Annotated in this window: 14 protein-coding genes; 13 read left to right on the top strand and 1 reads right to left on the bottom strand. The window is 60.4% G+C overall.

Going from position 1 to position 18,189, the window contains the following annotated elements; translation table 11 throughout:
- Window positions 1-4 precede the first annotated feature (4 nt).
- The 13 genes from BLT03_RS19010 (at window position 5) to BLT03_RS18950 (ending at window position 14,147) form a co-directional block, all read left to right on the top strand.
- The gene (locus BLT03_RS19010; protein WP_092745381.1) at window positions 5-661 is read left to right on the top strand and encodes a prepilin-type N-terminal cleavage/methylation domain-containing protein; all 657 of its coding nucleotides are present in this window, start codon (window positions 5-7) and stop codon (window positions 659-661) included.
- 44 nt (window positions 662-705) lie between these two features.
- Window positions 706-1,524 (top strand): type II secretion system protein GspK, encoded by an 819-nt coding sequence (locus BLT03_RS19005; RefSeq protein WP_092745380.1) that lies wholly within the window; start codon window positions 706-708, stop codon window positions 1,522-1,524.
- A gap of 6 nt (window positions 1,525-1,530) precedes the next feature.
- A complete protein-coding gene (locus BLT03_RS19000) occupies window positions 1,531-2,877 on the top strand; it encodes a PilN domain-containing protein (RefSeq protein ID WP_092745330.1) in 1,347 nt (448 codons plus the stop codon).
- The gene (gene gspM / locus BLT03_RS18995; protein WP_092745329.1) at window positions 2,874-3,431 is read left to right on the top strand and encodes a type II secretion system protein GspM; all 558 of its coding nucleotides are present in this window, start codon (window positions 2,874-2,876) and stop codon (window positions 3,429-3,431) included. The genes BLT03_RS19000 and gspM overlap by 4 nt, the downstream gene beginning before the upstream one ends.
- On the top strand, window positions 3,428-4,015 hold the full coding sequence (locus BLT03_RS18990; RefSeq protein ID WP_092745328.1) for a hypothetical protein: 588 nt from the start codon (window positions 3,428-3,430) through the stop codon (window positions 4,013-4,015). The genes gspM and BLT03_RS18990 overlap by 4 nt, the downstream gene beginning before the upstream one ends.
- 50 nt (window positions 4,016-4,065) lie before the next feature.
- The gene (gene gspD / locus BLT03_RS18985; protein WP_092745327.1) at window positions 4,066-6,507 is read left to right on the top strand and encodes a type II secretion system secretin GspD; all 2,442 of its coding nucleotides are present in this window, start codon (window positions 4,066-4,068) and stop codon (window positions 6,505-6,507) included.
- 37 nt (window positions 6,508-6,544) lie between these two features.
- Complete coding sequence (locus BLT03_RS18980) at window positions 6,545-6,958, top strand: hypothetical protein (RefSeq protein WP_092745326.1); 414 nt, start codon at window positions 6,545-6,547, stop codon at window positions 6,956-6,958.
- 207 nt (window positions 6,959-7,165) lie between these two features.
- Complete coding sequence (locus tag BLT03_RS18975) at window positions 7,166-8,881, top strand: cell surface protein (RefSeq protein WP_092745325.1); 1,716 nt, start codon at window positions 7,166-7,168, stop codon at window positions 8,879-8,881.
- Window positions 8,882-8,966: 85 nt separating this feature from the next.
- Complete coding sequence (locus BLT03_RS18970; protein WP_245711459.1) at window positions 8,967-9,899, top strand: peptidylprolyl isomerase; 933 nt, start codon at window positions 8,967-8,969, stop codon at window positions 9,897-9,899.
- A gap of 104 nt (window positions 9,900-10,003) precedes the next feature.
- A complete protein-coding gene (locus BLT03_RS18965; protein ID WP_092745323.1) occupies window positions 10,004-10,804 on the top strand; it encodes an ABC transporter permease in 801 nt (266 codons plus the stop codon).
- A 35-nt stretch (window positions 10,805-10,839) separates the two neighbouring features.
- The gene (locus tag BLT03_RS18960) at window positions 10,840-12,153 is read left to right on the top strand and encodes an ABC transporter ATP-binding protein (protein WP_245711465.1); all 1,314 of its coding nucleotides are present in this window, start codon (window positions 10,840-10,842) and stop codon (window positions 12,151-12,153) included.
- Window positions 12,154-12,329: 176 nt separating this feature from the next.
- On the top strand, window positions 12,330-13,220 hold the full coding sequence (locus BLT03_RS18955) for a class I SAM-dependent methyltransferase (RefSeq protein ID WP_092745321.1): 891 nt from the start codon (window positions 12,330-12,332) through the stop codon (window positions 13,218-13,220).
- Between the two features lie 69 nt (window positions 13,221-13,289).
- Window positions 13,290-14,147 carry a methyltransferase domain-containing protein gene (locus BLT03_RS18950; RefSeq protein ID WP_092745320.1) on the top strand — a complete coding sequence of 286 codons (858 nt, stop codon included), beginning with the start codon at window positions 13,290-13,292 and terminating at the stop codon, window positions 14,145-14,147.
- A 132-nt stretch (window positions 14,148-14,279) separates the two neighbouring features.
- Here the strand turns inward: BLT03_RS18950 and BLT03_RS18945 are convergent, their stop codons facing one another.
- Window positions 14,280-18,170: a methyltransferase domain-containing protein gene (locus tag BLT03_RS18945; RefSeq protein ID WP_092745319.1), complete on the bottom strand. Its 3,891-nt coding sequence runs from the start codon at window positions 18,168-18,170 to the stop codon at window positions 14,280-14,282.
- Window positions 18,171-18,189: the final 19 nt, after the last annotated feature.

Below are 18,189 nucleotides of genomic sequence, written 5' to 3'. Positions count from 1 at the left end.
GCCCATGGAGGGGCTTCGTCAACGCGGCTTTACGCTGGTGGAGTTGCTGGTGGTTATCACCCTGTTGTCTTTGGTGATGCTCGCGCTGGGTTCCGCATTGCGCACCACAGCGCAGACGGAAGAGCGGGTGGACATCCGAATGCTGCGCACGGACGAACTCAGGGTCGCCAATGGTTTTTTGCGCTCCGTCCTTGGGCGGATATCCCTGCAAAAGCGAGCGGCTGTTTTGTCTGTCGACGAGAGCCCTTTCTTCTTTGTCGGTCTCCCTGAGGAGATGGCTTGGGTGGGCATCATGCCAGCCCGCTATGGCGCGGGAGGGCGGTACCATTTTCGGCTGGGCGTGCTGGACCAACCGTCTGGGCGGGCTTTGGTGTTGCGATATTTGCCATGGATCGAAGGGGGCGTGCCGCCAGACTGGAATCAGGCAGCCAGTTATGTGCTGGTGGACGATGTGGTTCGCTTCTCCATTCGTTACGAGGATCCCAATGAGGAGCCTCCTGTCTGGGGTGCTCCCTGGACCTTGGTGGATCGCCCGCCGCAGCGGGTTTCCATTTCCATCTCGACCGCTTCTTCTGCGTGGCCAGAGATCGTCATTCCACTTCGCGTCTTGCCTTCCAGCGACCCTTCCAGCAGTGGCGCCACTTTCGGAGGCAGCGGCTGATGCATCAGTCCCGGCGGCGAAAGCCTGTCAAGGACCAGTCCGGCATGGCCCTATTGGCCGTGCTTTGGATGGTCGCTGCCTTGACCATCATTGTTTCAGGCTTGACGAAGTCCATTCGGGAAGAGGCCCGCATGATGAGCTTGTCGCGCCAAAACGTCCAAGCGCAGGCGCTGGGAGACGCAGCGATCCAGCTGGCATTGCAAGCCATTGTGGCCGGCAATGCTCCGATCAACCGAACAAGGCAGGCGCACATTGCATACCGCGGCGTGGCAATGCAGGTGCAGGCCATGCCCTTGAATGGATTGATCGACATCAACGGCGCCCCGGTCGCGTTGTTGGCAAAACTCTATGCTGTCGCAGGAGGGCTTTCCCCAGACGCTGCACAAGGGTTGGCGCAGGCCACCGTGGAAACGCGGGAACGGCGCAATCCGCAAGGAGCGCCGCAGCGCTTCGAGTCGGAGGAAGACCTTCTCAAGGTGCCAGGAGTCGATTACAACCTCTATGCTAGACTTTCAACGCTCATCACTGCAGACATCCGAGGACGTGGCATGGTCAACCCAATGGCTGCGCCGGTGGAAGTGTTGACCGTCCTTGCTGGGGGCAATGCTGCAGTCGCCATGCGCATAGTTGCTGATCGTGACTCTGGCGCTGAAGGCGTCGATACCACGGCCTTGGATGCCGCATTTCTAGATAGCTCGACGGTTCGGCGGTTGCGGGTGCAGGCCCGGGTTCCCATGCCGGATGGTGTTTGGTTGCGTGTGTCGCGCAGCATCGACTTCAACGCTCGTGCAAAAGGGGGTGTGCCATGGCATACCTTCCGCACCAGTTCCAGCGTTGAGCCTGTGATTCAAAAAAACTCCTGAGCCACCATGCCTTCCATCTCATCCGATGCCCGTTTCCTGGGAGTCGATTTGCACACGCTCTGGCGTGATATCCGAAGCCCGTGGCAGGACATGCATGCGTGGCCCATGTTTGCCTGGCTGACGCCAGCGGCGCCGGTGGTGCTGCTTCATCCGGGAGAGGACCTGTCTTTCTGGCTGGGGGATGAAAGACAGTCCAAGGTGGCGGGTCCTGTCAAAGCAAGTTTCACGGCGGTTGAACTGCCCGAAGAACTGGTGCTGCGCCGGACGCTGACATTGCCTCCCATGGCCGAGTCAGATGTTTTCAAGGCGGCGGCTTTGGAGGTTCGCGCCATCAGCCCGTTCTCGGAGGCGGATCTGGCTTGGGGGTGTTGTGCCGCTGGAGCTATCGCGGGAAATACCAGGGTCGAACTGGCCATGGCGTCTCGCAAACAGATCGCGCAATACCTCGCGTCGCAGGTCTCTCGGCTGGGCGGCGTGTCCTCGCCAGAGGTTTGGGTGCGCAGCAGCCAAACGCGTCCTATCGTCGTGGGCGGCTATGGCGAAGGCTTGCGCCATGCCCATGCAATGAGGTGGCGCCGTACGGGCTATGGTCTTCTGGGCCTGATGGTTGTTCTGGCGGCCGCCATTGCCGTGACACCTACTCTTCAACTGCGTGAGCGTGCGATCGAGGCGGCGCGAAGCTACCAGGACGCTGCCCAGCGAACGGCCCCTGTGGTGGCCAAGCGGGATGCTTTGATGCAGTCTGCCGAAAAGCTGAGCATGCTGTCGGAAGTGCTTGGCACACGCATTGAGCCTCTGAAGGTGCTGGACAAACTCACCCAGTTGCTGCCGGACGATACCTATATTCAAAGCTTTCGCCTTCAAGGCGCCAAGGTAACGATCGTTGGACTCACTGGAAATGCTGCGGCCCTGATGCAAGTGCTCGGCAACGAGTCTGGCTTTCGTGAAGTCCGCGCCCCATCTGCTGCGACACGGATGGGTAATTCCACGAAAGAGGCGTTTTCCATCGAGTTCATGCTGGATCCCAATGTCTATGGCGTGGTTGGAAAAGCGCCAAATGCCACCGCTTCAGCTGCTGCCAGTGGAGCAGTTTCCCCAACTGCGCCAGCTGGTCCTGCAAGCGCCGTGGCTGGCGTCGTCGCGTCAGGTGCCAGCGCTGCTGCCACACCCCCCGTCGCAAACACGACGCCTGGAATTGCTCCCGCCACTCCTGCGGGACCTGCTGTTCCTGCGCCTGCTTCTGGGAAACCGGCTTTTGGTGGGGGGACCCCCGCATTTGGAGGCAGTCCTGCTGCAAAAGCGCCTGCTGCCTCCGCCTCTTCTTCTTCGCCCGTAAATCGCACACAGCCATGAAAAGCATTTCATCCCGGGAAGGAATGATCCTGATCTGCACCGTGGCCTTGGCAATTGCTCCGTTGGCCATGCTGGGTTGGTACATTGCAGAAAAACACCAAAATGCAGAGACACAGCTGGCTCAGATGGAGCCGCGTTATGCCCGTCTGATGGGGTTGCAGGCGCAGCGAACCGACATTGAGGACCTGCTTTCCCGTGCCAGGGGGGCTAGAGGGCAATACATTTATCCCGCCTCTCAAGATGCTAACCAGACAGGTAACGCAGCCCAACAGCGAATCAGAGATATTTTCAGTGCCGCTGGCTTGCAAGTCATCAGCAGTCAAGTGCTTCCGTCCAAAGAGGAAAAAGGCTTTGATCGCATTCCGTTGACGGTGCGAACCGAAGGCGAGATGCTGGCCCTTCAAAGCGCTCTGGCCGTATTGACAAGCCAGTTGCCCATTATTTTGGTCAACGATCTGGAGATCCAGGTTCAAGGCTATGGCAATCCAGACCCTAAAGCCGCGCCTCGGTTGTCGGCACAGTTCGGGCTGAGTGTGCTGCGGGAGCGCACATGAAGCGTTATGCACTGCACCTGTTGCTGCTGATCAATGCAGGGCTGCTCATTTTTCTGGCATGGCTGTGGATCGGCTTGGATGGCAGCATCCGCAACGTTCACTGGCAAGCCCCGGAGCCTCACCGAACAGATTTTGCGGCCATGCTTCCCGCACTGCCGGGAGTGACCAATGCCGATACAGCGCAATTCATTGCCATGCTGGATCGCCCTCTGTTTTCTTTCACTCGCAAGCCACCGCCGCCACCGCCGCCCCCTAAGCCTACCGAAGAGGTCCAGGTGGACAATCTGAGTACAGCTCGGTTGTCGGGAGTCTTCACCGGCGATGGCGCCGGCGGGATCATTATCGAAGTGGCGGGCAAGCATCGTCGTGCGCGCCTGAATGACAACATCGATGGGTGGACGCTTCAATCCATCAGTGGCCGGAATGTGACCTTCACCAAGAGCGGTCAGACCCGCGTCTTGCAGCTTCCCCGTGCCGCCGTCACTGCATACACCGGCATGGCGCCTGCCACGCCGCCCAGCGGCGGTACGCCCGTGCGCCCCCCCCCAACTCCTCGCGCGACATTTGGAGGCCGTGCTCAGTGAGCACGCTTGCCAGTTCGCTAAGTTTTTCCCCGTTTTCCAGGCAAGTAGTCATGACCCCTTACCGACACGCACTCACCGCCATTGCGCTGGCTACTTCCCAGATAGCCGTTGCACAGGCGCCCCAGCCCCTTACCACCACCGCTGGAAGCAACCTTGTTACGGAGTCTGGGACCGCAGTCAAGCCGGCGGCCGCCACTGAGTCCACCACCGCGACGGAGGCCGGCAAAACGGATGCGTCTTCTGCGCAGGGCAATCCGCCAGCCCCAGAACCACGTTTCATCATCGGGAATGATCGGGTCATCGCCCCGGCCAAACCGGTCGCTTCCATTCAAGGGGCTCCGTTGTCCTTCAATTTCGAAGAGGCACCGGTATCGGAAGTAGTGCGCACCATTTTGGGCGACATTCTGAAAACAGACTATGTGTTGCATCCTCCATTGAACGGAACGGTCACCTTGGCAACGCGTACGCCAATTGCTCCGGATCAGGCGGTGTTTCTGCTCGAAAGTTCTTTACAGGCCAATGGGCTGGCAATGGTGCGAGATGCTCGAGGTACTTACCATGTCGGGCGACCGGATGCCTTGCGTGCCATTGGTGTTTCTGTGCGGCAGATCACGTCGTCGCCACTAACCCCTGGATCTGGAGCCATCATCGTTCCACTTCAGTACATCGGGGCCGCTGAAATGGCTTCCATCCTGCGGCCCATGGTCCCCCAAGACGCCATCGTGCGTGTTGACAACATGCGCAACCTTTTGATCCTCAACGGCACTCGTACGCAGGCAGAAGGATGGCTCGATTTGGTAAACACCTTTGACATCGATTTGCTCAAAGGGATGTCAGTGGGCGTTTTTCCGTTGAAACATGCGTCTATCAACGAGGTGGAAACAGCTCTGCGTTTAGTCAGCGGTGGAGGCGCGGTTCCGACACCAGCAGCGGGCCGCGGAAATGCGCCAGGCACGACCGCTCCCGTTGCGGCAGGAACTGCCAATGCCCAAAGCGCTGCGGGTGCAGCCACGCTGGGCGAAGGTAATCCACTTTTCGGGGCTTTGCGAATCATGCCGATTGAGCGCATCAATAGCATCATGGTCGTCACTCCCCGCGCTTCTTATTTAGAAGAAGCGCGGAGGTGGATCGAGAAGTTGGACCAGCCCAGCGATGGTGGCAATGAACCGCAACTGTTCATTTATCAGGTTCAGAATGGCAATGCGGCCCATCTGTCCAGCGTCTTGAATGGAATTTTTGGCGGCAGCTCGGGGTTTAGTCAGGTCGCAAATAGCGGCGTAGCGCCAGGGCTCAGTGGCTCGTCTGCAAACTCCTTCGGCCAATCAGGCTCGACAGGATTTGGCACGACTTCTAACGCGTTTTCCGGTGGTGGGGGCTACGGAGGCGGTGGTCTTGGCAGGTCGTCTGGAAGTTCTTTTGCTGGTGGAAATGGCTTCGGCAATTCTTTTTCGTCGTCTAATGGTCTTAATAGCAGCGGCAGCAACACAGGAAACAGGAATTCCGGACAGGCAGGCGGTTCTTCGCTAGGCGGAAATTTGGGGATTCGCGTAATGGCGGATGAACTGAATAATTCAGTGCTTGTGTGGAGCACTCGAGCTGAATACACCAAAATTGAATCGAGCCTTAAGCGCCTTGACTTACCCCCAACGCAGGTACTGATTGAAGCAAGCATTATTGAGGTCACGCTCAATGACAATCTTCAGTACGGGCTGCAGTGGGCCTTTAGCAACGATGCGCGCGCAGGATACAGCGGATCAGGATCGATATTTGGCACGCCGGCTTATGGTACCAATGTTACGCCAGGCTTCTCTTATACGTTGCGCAATCCCGCGGGAACCATTAAGGCAACCTTGTCGGCTTTGGCTGAGAAATCGTTGGTCAAGATGATCTCCAGCCCGTCACTCATGGTGCTCGATAATCACACTGCTGCAATTAGCGTGGGGGATCAGACACCTGTTCGCACCTCGACCACCTCATTTGTAGACAACCCGAACGCGACGACGAGCAACATCCAATACAAGGACACAGGGGTCAATCTTTCCGTGACGCCTTCTGTGAATGCAGGAAACATCGTTTCCATGCAGTTGGACCAAACAGTGACTGATGTTGGCAATGTTGATGCGCCTACCGGCCAACGATCTTTCTTGCAGCGACAGATCAGCAGCAAAGTTGCCGTGCGGTCAGGTGAGTCAATCGTGATGGGTGGCTTGATCAAGGACAACTCAAACTCTGGCCGTTCTGGGGTCCCACTTCTCCAAGACGTGCCGCTATTGGGTAATTTGTTCCGATCCAACACCACAACGGGAAATCGAACGGAACTCATCGTGATCATTACCCCGCGGGTGGTCAGGAACGATGTCGACATTCGTGAGGTTAGCGAAGACTTACGGGATCGACTCAAGGGATTGCGTGCCATCGAATTGCAAGAGCGTGGAAGTGCTGCCCCGTTGCCTTCACCGCGTCCGCCGGTGCAGCCGCTACCTACCCAGTAAGTAATTTCTTAGGCATTTTTCTGTATGGAGTATAGGCATGGCTAAATTTCACTGTCGATCCTTGAAGGCGATAGCGCTTGTGGCAACGGCTGTTTCGTTGGCCGGTTGCGCAAGCATGGGTGGAACGCCCGAACAGGTGGTTCAAAAGCGTGCCGAGACGTACTGGAAAGCGCGTCTCGAAGGTAAATATGAAGCTGCTTATGCGCTGTCCACCCCCGCGTACCGTAAACTACGCACCGCGGAGCAGTTCAGCAAGCAGTTCGGGCCCTCGGTTGCTGCCAAGGGCGCTGAGGTCACCAAAGTGACCTGCGATGCTGTTCGATGCGAAACACAGGTGCGGCTGGATGTTAAGCCTGGGATTCCAGGGTTAAATCTACCCATCGTTCCCATGTACGTGAACGAAGTGTGGCTTCTTGAAGACGGCCAATGGTGGCACTTCCAGGAGAGCTGACGTTTCATTGTGGGTTGGCGCTTACCTTAGGTAAGCGCCAAGCTGCATGGTGCTGTCACGCTTGCAATCTCAGTGTTGCGTATTTTCGACAACGTCTTTTTTCACGGCATGTTCGCTGTACTTCCTTCCAAAGTGCTGTGCTACCATCCGTCAGCGTAATCAATCGTGGTAGTTGCGCTTACCAACTTTTCAACTGGAGTTCTTGATATGAGAAAAAATGTTCTGGCCCTGAGCATTGCTGCCATGATTGGTGGCCTGGGCTTTGCCGGTGCTGCATCGGCTGGCGTCGTGCCTGGCACGGGTACGTTCAATGGAACGAATCAGCTGACCACCACGAACGCTACCGTGCTGCAAATCTCGGATGCCGGCGTGGGTCACAACCTGCTGGTGCCATATTTCACCGCTCAAAACAACAACATGAGCGTGTTCCACGTTGTGAACACCGACACCTCCAACGGCAAGGCCGTGAAGGTTCGTTTCCGTAGCGCTTCGAACTCTGACGACATTCTTGACTTCCAAGTCTTCATGTCTCCAGGCGACGTGTGGACCGCTGCTGTGACGCAAGGTTCTGACGGCGTTGCACAAATCGTGACCGCTGACAACACCTGCACGGTGCCTAAGCTGACCGCTAACGTGCCACAAAAGTTCATTCTGGACCGTCTGAACCCTAGCTTGGCTGCTGGCGACAAGGCTAACCAAACCCGTGAAGGCTACGTTGAAATTTTCAACATGGCTGACATTCCTCCAAACAACGGTGGCACGGCTGCTGCTCCTACGCTGTACGGCGCTATCAAGCACGCCAGCAACGTGGCACCTTGCTCGGTGGACGGTTCCGTGGCTCAAACGCTGCTGAACACGGTTGCCGTGACGAACTTCACCACGGAAGCACAAGCTGCTACCGCTGGTTTCAACACGCCTTCCAGCGGCCTGATGGGTGACTGGTACATCCTGAACCTGCCACAAACGACGACGTTCTCCGGCGCTGCTACCTCCGTGGCTGCTCGCGTTGCCGTGAACGGCGCCGATGGCCGTGGCAATTTCGTGCACTTCCCACAAACGAACGCTTCGGCTGGCAACGTGGACACGTTCACGGCTGACCCACTGTTCCGTACGGATGCGCGTCCTGCTACGCAAGGCACGACCGGCGGCACGTACGGCGCCCCTCTGGGCACCGCTACGCTGGCTGCTTCGTTCTTCGACCTGCCTGACATGTCTACGCCTTACACGGCTGCAGTGCCTGCTTCGGCAACGGCTGCACCGCTGGAACAAGCTGACCTGTTGACCACGGCCCTGGCTGTGACCTCGGTGACGAACCAGTACGCTACCGACACGTCGATCTCCGCTAAGACGGACTGGGTGTTCTCGATGCCTACCCGCCGTTACAGCGTGGTCGCCAACTATGCCGCTACCGGTGTCGTGGGTAACCAAAACGTGGTCGGTATCACCGCTCCTAACTACCGTCTGTTCTCGCAACTGAACGGTGGCACGGTTGCCGGTGGCGAATGGTTCCTGCCTACCAACACCAGCGTTGACTCCGTCGGTAACATCTGCGTTGCTGCTGATAGCCAACGTTTCTGGAACCGTGAAGAAACGACCGCTGGTGCAGCCGGTACGCCTCCAGTGTTCTCGCCAGGCAACCCGCTGGCTCCTTCCGTCGTGCGTTTCTGCGGTGAAACCAGCGTGCTGGCTTTCGCTGACGCAGGTGCATCGTCGCTCGGCGGCAATGTTGCTCGCACCACCATCACCGCTGGTACCTACACCAACGGCTGGGGCGCGATCAACACCACCAACGGCGGCAACGGTCTGCCAATCCTGGGTTCCTCGTTCATCAAGCTGTCCAACCCCAACGTGGGCAACGGCGTGTCGGGTAACTTCGGTATCACCTGGCCTCACCGTAACACGCGCATTCAGACCGTTAACTAATCGTTTCGGCACTTAATCGCAGCAATGCGATCCAAGAAAGGCGGGGGTTTCCCCCGCCTTTTTTTTTAACTGTACGAATAGTCTGATGAGCTCATCCATGCATAGTGTTTTTGCCCCATCCTTTCTCCTTCGGTCCGCGGCTCTCGTGGTAGCGTTGCACGCTGGCTCCACCGCATTGGCTGCCGGCGCAGATTTGCCGCTGGTCAAAGGCGGTAAGAATGTGATCACCACACTTGATGTCGAAGCGGACGCCGAGCAGCGAATTCCGCCCGATTCTCGAGCGCAAGTGCTTTCCCGCTCCAGCGCGGTGACGCAGATCGTCGGCAACCTGTACGCACGCCGGGCGATGGCCGATAAGGCAGAAGCTGAAGGGCTGGCCAAAGATCCGGAAGTCGCTGCTGCAGTTCGCATGGCCCGGGACAAGGCGCTTTCTGATGCATGGCTTGCCAAGCTTGATGCGGCTCACACTCCCAGTGATGCCATTGCCGAGCCGCTTGCTCGCAATATTTACCAAGCCAAACCCGAGCGTTTCAAGACTGCAGAGCAGGTCCAAATCCGCCACATCTTGATTGGCGGGACCGAAGCAGAGTCACGCGCTCAAGCGGAAAAAACGCTGGAAGAGTTGAAGGCCGGCGCAGATTTTGCCCAGATGGCGCGAGATCGGTCGACGGACAAGCGCAGCGGCGCCAAAGGTGGCGACCTGGGCTTTTTTGAGCGCGGACGCATGTTGCCCGAATTTGAAGCGATTGCCTTTTCATTGCAAAAGCCAGGCGATCTGAGCGAGATCGTCAAAACACAATACGGTTACCACATTCTGCAGTTGCAAGACCGCAAGCCGGTGTCCACCAAGCCGTTTGCCGAAGTGCGCGAAGAGTTGATGAACGAAGTGCGTAACAACGTTCGCCAGGAAGCGCGGGCGGCAGAGGCTCAAAAGTTGCAGCAGGATATGACGTTGGATGCGCCAGCCATTTCCAAGTTTGCAGCGGACCATGCCACGCAGTTGAAACCGATCAACTGAACTTTGTGGTTGCGATGAAGGGCCAACTGTCTCGATCAAGGCGGTTGGTCTTTGCACCTTTTCAAGGCTGTTTTAAATGAGCCTGTTCATCTCTTTGTTCCTGCATGCAAACTTTATGGAATGAGTGGCGCTCCGTGTGGAGCGCTCGATCGTTGGTGTGGGTGTTAACTCGTCGCGAAGTGGCGGCACGGCATGCCGGAACGGCGGTGGGGGTTCTTTGGCCATACCTGCAGCCCCTTTTGACCGTGGCTGCTTACTATCTGGTGTTCGACGTGGTGTTTTCCATGCGGCTGGGTGAGGGCGCTCCTACGCACGCAGTGGGCACATTTTTGATCGTGGGCGCACTTCCATGGATGGCGTTTTGCGATGCCGTATCAAGGGGAATGAACAGCCTGATAGAAGCCGGCAGCATGCTTCAAAAAAATCCGCTGCCGCCCGTGTTGTTCACCACGCGATCGGTGATGGCAAGTTGCGTGATTTTCGGGCCACTGCTCGCGCTGGTGGCCTTGGTCTATGCTCCATTGCACGGCTTTCGGCCTGCGGTTGGAGCGATCCTGCCGCTGATGGCGCTGCAACTGGTTCTGAGCGTTTTGATCGCTTACCTGTTGGCTATCCTGGCTGCAGCGTTGCGCGACACGGTGCAGCTGGTGGGTTTCCTGTTGTCTGTGGGTATTTATCTCACGCCCATTCTTTTTCCCCTGACCCTCTTTCCTGAGAACTGGCGCTGGGTGCTCTGGCTCAATCCGATGACCGCTCTGGTGATCGGTTACCAGCAAGTGTTGTTACAAGGTGTACTGCCGCCGCCGATCGTCTGGGCAGTCGCACTGACCTGGGTGGTAGTGATTGCGGTGGCGCTGAATGTCGTGGTCAAACGCAGCCGCGACCAATTGGTGGATTGGTTATGAGCGAGAGCGCTAAAGGCAGCCAGGCGGTGGGTGAAATGGCCCAGGAGACAGTGCTCAAGGTCACGAATGTGGGCAAGGAGTACAAACTCTATGCCTCTCCCCGGCAGCGCCTCAAATCATTGATCACCGGCCGGTCCACCCATCGCAGCCACTGGGCATTGCGCGATGTGTCTTTTGAACTGCAGCGTGGCCAGTGCATCGGTGTCATCGGCGACAACGGTGCTGGCAAGAGTTCGCTGCTCAAGCTGTTGGCGGGTACGCTCCAGCCTTCGACCGGCTCCATCGCGCGGGTTGGCCGTGTCACGGCCATCCTGGAGTTGGGCGCGGGTTTTCACCCCGACTTCAGCGGCCGTGACAACCTGTATTTCGGCGGCAGCCTGATCGGGATCGAGCGCGAAGAGATGCAGCGGCTGGAACCGGAGATCATCGAGTTCTGCGAATTGGGCGAGGCGCTCGATCGGCCGGTGAAGACCTACTCGTCCGGCATGTCGGTGCGCCTGGCCTTCGCGCTCGTGACGGCCGTTCAACCCGACGTGCTGATCATCGACGAGGCCCTGGCCGTTGGCGATCAGCACTTCCAGAAAAAATGCGTGGACCGCATCATGGCGTTCCGCAACGCGGGCTGCACCATTTTGTTCTGCTCGCACAGCCCGTACCACATCCGCCATCTGTGCGATCTGGCGCTCTGGCTCGACGGTGGGCGCGTCAAACAGTTCGGGCTGACAGAGCCGGTGCTGGGCGCCTATGACGTGCACTCCCGGCTACGCAATGCGGAATCGGCGCAGGCGGCGGGCGGGCAGGGTGGTGCTACCGATGCCCCGGCGCCGGACAACGGCGCCCCGCTGGACGGCGACGGCGCTTCAGCCGCGACGAACGCTACGGATGCTGCCTCCGTGGGCCGACGCCAGCGCAATGGCAATGTTCCGGCCCGCGACGACGGCTCCGCCCGCATTCTTTCGGTCGATATCGGGAACCTGGGCGAACCGCAGGACGGCAGCTATGGCCGGCTGTCCGGCAAAGATCTGGTCGCGACCATCGTCGTGCGCGGCCGGGGACGCGAACAGCCCAATGTCGGTTTCATGATAGAGCAGTCCAAGGGGGTTGGCATTACCTCGCTGGCCACCCACGAAGAGGGCGCGGCGCCGATACCGCTGGGCGATGGGCTGTGGCGCTCCGTGCTCACGTTCCCCAACCTTCCGCTGCACAGCGGCGATTACGTCATCAGCGCGTTTCTTTTCGATGAAAGCGGCCTGGTGGTTTACGACGAGTGGTTCCAGTTTCTGAACTTCAACTGGGTCTCGCCGACGCTCATGCCGGGGCTGGTGAAATTGCCGCACCACTGGGGATGAGACGCGCGATGTACTGCACACCGCTGCGCTCTGCATCCGAAGTGCGCGTCGTCCATTTCCGTTGAATGCTATACATTTGATAGCTATGTGCCCTAGTAGAATATGCGCTGGAGCCTTTTTATGCCATTGAAGATTGCGTGCCTGTTCGGCACGGTCTTCATTTCGGCCTTCTATCCATGAATGATCTGACCGCCCCTTCTCAAACGGCCACCGAATGGCTGGCCCTTGGACAACAACATCTGGAACGCAATGAGCGGATGCTGGCCGCAGAGGCCCTGCGCCATGCCTTGCAGGATCGCGAAACGCGCCTGACGGCGCACCAGTTGATCGAGCGGCACACGTTGCCAGGCGCGTTCTCCCAGATGATGGGGTTGAACTGCGAGATTGCTCGTGCGGACGACATCTTCCGGTTCTTCGAGGGCCACCCTTCCAGCACCAACCCGCTGCGTGACTATCTGGCGGACGGCTGGCGGACGCTGTCCGAGCTGATGGTGCTGCTGGAGGCCGTCGACAGGCCATTGCTGAAGACCCAGCGCTTCATGGAATTCGCCAGCGGGCATGGCCGATTCACCCGGCATCTGGTGAAAGCGCTGGGCGCCGAACGCGTGACTGTCTCCGACGTGGTGCCGGACGCCATGCAGTTCGCGCACAGCACCTTCGGTGTGCAGAGTGTTCTTTCTTCCACCGTGCCGGAGGATCTGGCGTGGGAGCAGAAGTACGACGTGGTGTTCGTGCTGTCGCTGTTCAGCCACTTGCCGCGCCGCACGTGGTTCCGCTGGCTGCAATGCCTGTACGAGGGCGTGGCCCCTGGCGGGGTTCTGGTGTTCTCCACCCACGGGTTGAAGGCGGCTGCGCACGACAGCGTCCCGCTGGATGAAGAAGGCTTTTTCTTTGCGCCCTCCAGCGAGTCCCAGGCGATCGACGTCCAGGAATACGGCACAGCGTTCACGTCGGAGGCATTCGTCCTGGCGCGCATTGCGGAGACCGTGGGCATGGACCGGCTCATCCACCGGGTGCCGGTGCATTTCTGGAACCACCAGGACGCCTACGTACTGGCCAAGCCTTGAAGAGGCTTGATGACGGGCCCGTGCCCGTGTGCTGTTTTTTCCTTTTCCCTCTGCGATAGGCGCCTGCCCATGACCACTTTGTTCGATCGCATCCAGCAACGATTCTGGGGGGCGCCGCAGTGGGATGCCGAACGCATCTCGGACGAGTGGTTCCGGGCGCATTTTCACTATGCCGCCGACGTCGTCCAGCACTGGCTGGGTTCGGCACTGGACGTGAAAACCGCGAGACTGCTCAATTTCGGATGCGGCGATGGCATCACGGACTTGGCCCTGGCGCTGCGCCATGGAGCGACTTCGATCCACGGCATCGACATCCGGCAGGAGTATTCCAAGCTGCCGCGCATTGCCAAGGAACAGCTGGGCCTTCGCCGCGTTCCCAAGGCCTTGAGCTTCGAAACCATTGCGCCGGCCACGCCGCTGGCCGGGCGGCGGCCGGTGGACGGGATTTTCAGCTGGTCCACATTCGAGCACGTGAGCAAGGATCAACTGGAACCCATCGCACGCGATCTGTATGCGGCATTGAATCCCGGCGGTGTTTTCTTCCTGCAGATCGAGCCCCTGTACTTCTCGCCTTTCGGTTCGCACCTGCGGCGCTATGACGACGTGCCGTGGCACCACTTGCTCGTCAGCGATGACGAACTCTGGGCCGTCATCCAGGCGCACGAGGGTCCGATCGACGGTGCCGAGCGCGACTTCGGTTTCGACGACTTTGGGGTCGATGGCTACAAGAAATTCGTCTTCAACGAATACAAGACATTGAACCGGCTGACGGCGGACGAACTCGTCGCCGTGATGACTCAGGCGGGCTTCCACGTCATTCGCCAGGAGCGCCGCAGCTTGCAGATGGAGGTGCCACAGGCTCTGCATGGCAAGTACCCGCAAGAGCTGCTGCTCAACAACGAGATCTTTCTGCTGCTGGGCAAGTGACTGTCACGTGAAGTTGCTGCGGTGTGCCGGTCAGCCGGTCCGCAGAGCCCGCCAACTGATCTCTCCAATCTCGCCAATAAAAAGGGCTGCCAGAAATGGCAGCCCTTTTTGCTGGTCCGGCGACTGGTACGGTCAGGCCTGCAGCCAGTTCTTGACCCGCCGTTGCCAGTGCGACGGGATGCGCTGGGCAACGCCGCGCAGCACCGGCAAAGAACGCAGGTAGACCACCGCGGAGAGCACGCCGGACTTGGCGGCTGCAGTGGGGGTGGCTTGCGGCAGGTATTGCTGCAAGTCGGCCATGGCGATGGGTTGCACCGGTGCCGGGAGCGCAATGTTCTCCAGGTAGTCCGATTCGTAGCGGAACGGCGCAGCGGTGGACGCGTGCAGCACCGGGGGGGTGGGCTGTGACTCTTCCAAGTCCGGTGCCTCGCCCTTGGCGAATTGCCGGTCGCGGACATCGGTGAACCAGGCCAGCCACTGGGCGGGCGTGGCATCCCAGGGGTGGACCCAGCTCCAGGGGCGTCCCGACAGGCGTTCGCCAAATGCGCCGATGTCAGGCACCACCACCGGCAGACCGGCCAGCAGGGCGGCGCTGAGCGTGTAGCTGTAGGTCTCGGGCCATTGCGCGGGGAACCAGACCAGGTCCGGCTCCAGCCATTGCAGCAGGCCAGGCAGGTCCTTCTCTTCGTATTCTCCGTGGATCGTCAGGCGCGCGCGGGGCTGCGTCTGCAGGTGGCGGTAGCCGTAGCCGATCAGGTGGAAATCTACCAGTGCGTTGCGGCGCGCGGCTTCGATGGCAACGGCTTCCAGCACGTCTGCGCCCTTGATGGCGCTCAGCGCGCCGATCACGACCACCTTGAGCCGCTGGCCGGGCAGGAGCGTGCGCGGTGCGGGCACGGGCAGCGACGCGCTGTCCGGCAGATCGGTGTGCGGCACCGCATGCACGTGCGCCGCGGGCGCAAAGCCGGCGATGCGCCGCGCCGTGTCGTGGCTGGGCGCCAGCACGCGGCGGGCGCCGGTGAGCAGGCGGGCGTTCGCGCCGCGCCACTCGGCCACGGTGCCGCCCATGGGCGAATGCATCTCGGGAGCGCAGCACTTGCATTGCCCGGGGCCGATTTCGCCGGCGTACCGATTGGTCGCGTCGGTCATCGAGATGTGCGTGCAGTAGCTGTAGTAGTCGTGCGCGGTGAAGTCATACGGCACATCCAGCAGATGCGGAATGTTGCGCACCTCCTGGCCATGTCCGAGCAAATGGTGGAAGTGCACATGGCGCACGCCCAGCTGCCTCAGGATGCCGAGCAGATCGTCGTATTGGTCGTTCAGGCGGAAGGTGAGTTCGAACCCTTCATCCTCGCTCGCCATGCGCAGCCGCACGCTGTGCCCTGGGGCGGGCGTGAGGGTCAGGAACGTGGCCTGGTCCGCCAGGTAAGAGGCCAGTTCGCGGACATGCCGGACGGTGCCGCCGGCGCGATCGTGCAATACGGCGAGAACGGCCGGAACACCGGCTTCGGCGATGCGGGCGACATCGAGCGCCAGGCGGTAAGGCTGCGCCGGGTCGGCCTGTACGAAGGCATGCACATCGCGTTCGTAGCGAGGGTGCAGGCGGCGCAGGGTTTCCATGGCGGCCAACTCGCGCGGACTCTTGCTGTCGCCGAAGCTGACGCCGCCGGTGTGCAGCACGAAGGTGTCCAGCAGATGCAGGTTGCGCCAGCCGGCGGCATGCGCGCGCTGGCAGAAGTCGTTTTCTTCGCCGTAGCCTTTGCCGAAGTGTTCGGTATCGAACAGGCCCAGCTGCACCAGGCAGTCGCGCCGGATGTACATGCAGAATCCGACACCCGTGGGCACATCCACCACCGCGCCTGCGTTGGTCTTGGCGCACAGCGCGTCCAGGCGTGCCGTGTCATAGCCAGGGGGCAGGTCGTTGTCCTTGCAAAAGCGCGGGTAGCTGCAGATGGTGGCGTTGTTGGAAAACGGGGTGACCGAGGCCACCTTGGCATCGCCATAGGCTGCTTGGCGAATGCGGTCGAGCCAATCGTTGGCGACTTCCGTGTCGCTGTTGAGCAGCAGCACGTCGTTGGTGCCGCTCAGCGCCATGCCGCGGTTGACCGTGCCGACGAAGCCGAGGTTCTCCTCGTTTTCGAGCAGCACGATGCGGTCGTCCTGCGTGGCCCGCTCGCGCAGCCAGGCGGTGACTTCAGGCTCGGGGCTGGCATCGTTGATGACGATCAGGCGGTACGCCGTGGCGCAGGGGCTGGCCAGTACCGAATCGACGCACATCTGGGTATCGGCCAGGCCGCGGTAGACGGGCACGATCACGTCCACGGGATGCGACGGTGGCGTGACCTGCACGGGCCCCTGGGCCGTGGCTGCGGCGTGCTTGGGCGCGCGGCCTAAAAGGCGGTCCAGGCGCATCTTGGTGTGCACCAGGGGGCGGGTGGCGCGGAACACGGTGGAGTTTTCGATGGTTTTCAAATGGTGGGCGAGGGCGCCGTAGTCGTGCTGCAGGCGGCCCAGTTCATGTTGCAGTCGGGTGGCGTTGCGCTGGAACTGGGCAGATTCCAATTGCAGGTCGGCCCGCTGGCGGAGCAGCGTTTCGGTGCTGCTCTTGAGGGTTTGGTTGTGCTCCTGAAGAGCCTGGTTGTGGTACTCCAGCGTGCGCTTGTCGCCTTCCAGGGCGTCTTTCTGATCGCCCAGCGACTGCTTTTCGCGTTCGAGCGCCTCGCGGGTTTCGCGCAGCCGCTGTTCCGCATCGCGCTGTGCCTGGGCGGCGTCTTTTTCCAGGGTGGAGATGCGATCCTGCAAAGGGAACACGGCGTTCGACAACGCCAGGTAGTCGGCCGACATGGGCCACCCCAGTTCGATGTCCAGCGTGGCACCCTCGCCGCCATGGGCGGTAAGGATCTCGCGCGGAATGGGCAACTCCATCCACGGGTCGTCTCCGGTCAACAGCAGCAGGGTGGCCGGGGAGGCGGCAGGCATGGGTTGCTCCCAGACGATCTGGCTGTGCGGGGCCTTGGCCAGCAGCGAACGCGATGCGCTGTCCGCCTGCCACGTCCAGACGGCCTCGCCATCGGCGTTGCGCAATGCGATGCCGTGCAGGTGCATGAAGCCGGGGCGGTCGGCGGGGTCGAGCCGCACGTTGGTCAGGGGCGTTTCCGTGTCCGGCAAGGCGAAACGCACCGTCTGCCGGTCGCGGCCGATGATGCCGGTGGAGGTCAGCTTGCGGTCTTCGGCATAGTGGCCGGCCTGTCCCAGGTAAAGCTGGGCGGTGAACAGGGCGTGGGCTTCGTCCGCGTCTGCCGAACCACCCTGATCGGTGGTGATCGCCTGCGCGGCAGGCTGCGCTGCGGCGATGAACTGATAGGCCATGGCATCGGGCGCGATCAGAAGGTGCCGCGCGACGGCGGGGGGCAGCAGGTCGAACGCGGCCTTGAATTCGGACTCCGGCACCTCGCGCCGTACAGTGTCGATCTGATCGACCGCCCAGCGCTGCTCACCAAGAAAGCGCGCCAGGGAACGCCGGGTAAAGAAGCGAAGGTGGGTGCGGTCCAGCAAGCCTTCTTCGCGATAGCGGAATTCACCTTGCAGCAACTCCGCGATGAGTCCGCAATAACCGGCGTTGGGTACCGAAATCAGCAGTTGGCCGCCGGGTGCCAGTAATTCGCGGCATTGCGCCAGGATTCCTTCAGGGCGCCGTAGGTGTTCCAGGACGTCGGCGCACACGATGTAGTCATACCGTTGCCCGGTAAAAAGGGTAACGAGATCGCAGGCTTCCAGGTCGGCCACTTCGACGCGGCGATAGTGGGGGCGGGCATGTTCGGCTTCTGCTTCACTGAGCGTGACACCATCACTGGTGCAACTGCGGGTTTCTGCCAGATATTGCCCGAGTGCGCCGCTGCCGCAGCCCAGGTCGAGCACCGTGGTTCCCTCGCGGACAAGGCTCGCCAGCACGGAAAGAGAGGTGCGCTCGTCTTGCTTGATGGTGCGCAGATAGACGTGCAAATCCTCGATTGTTTGGGTCATCCCGAGATTATGACGGGCG

Source organism: Paracidovorax valerianellae (genome assembly GCF_900102625.1).
Taxonomy (GTDB): Bacteria; Pseudomonadota; Gammaproteobacteria; order Burkholderiales; family Burkholderiaceae_C; genus Paracidovorax; species Paracidovorax valerianellae.
This window is presented reverse-complemented; position numbering and strand designations above follow the sequence as displayed.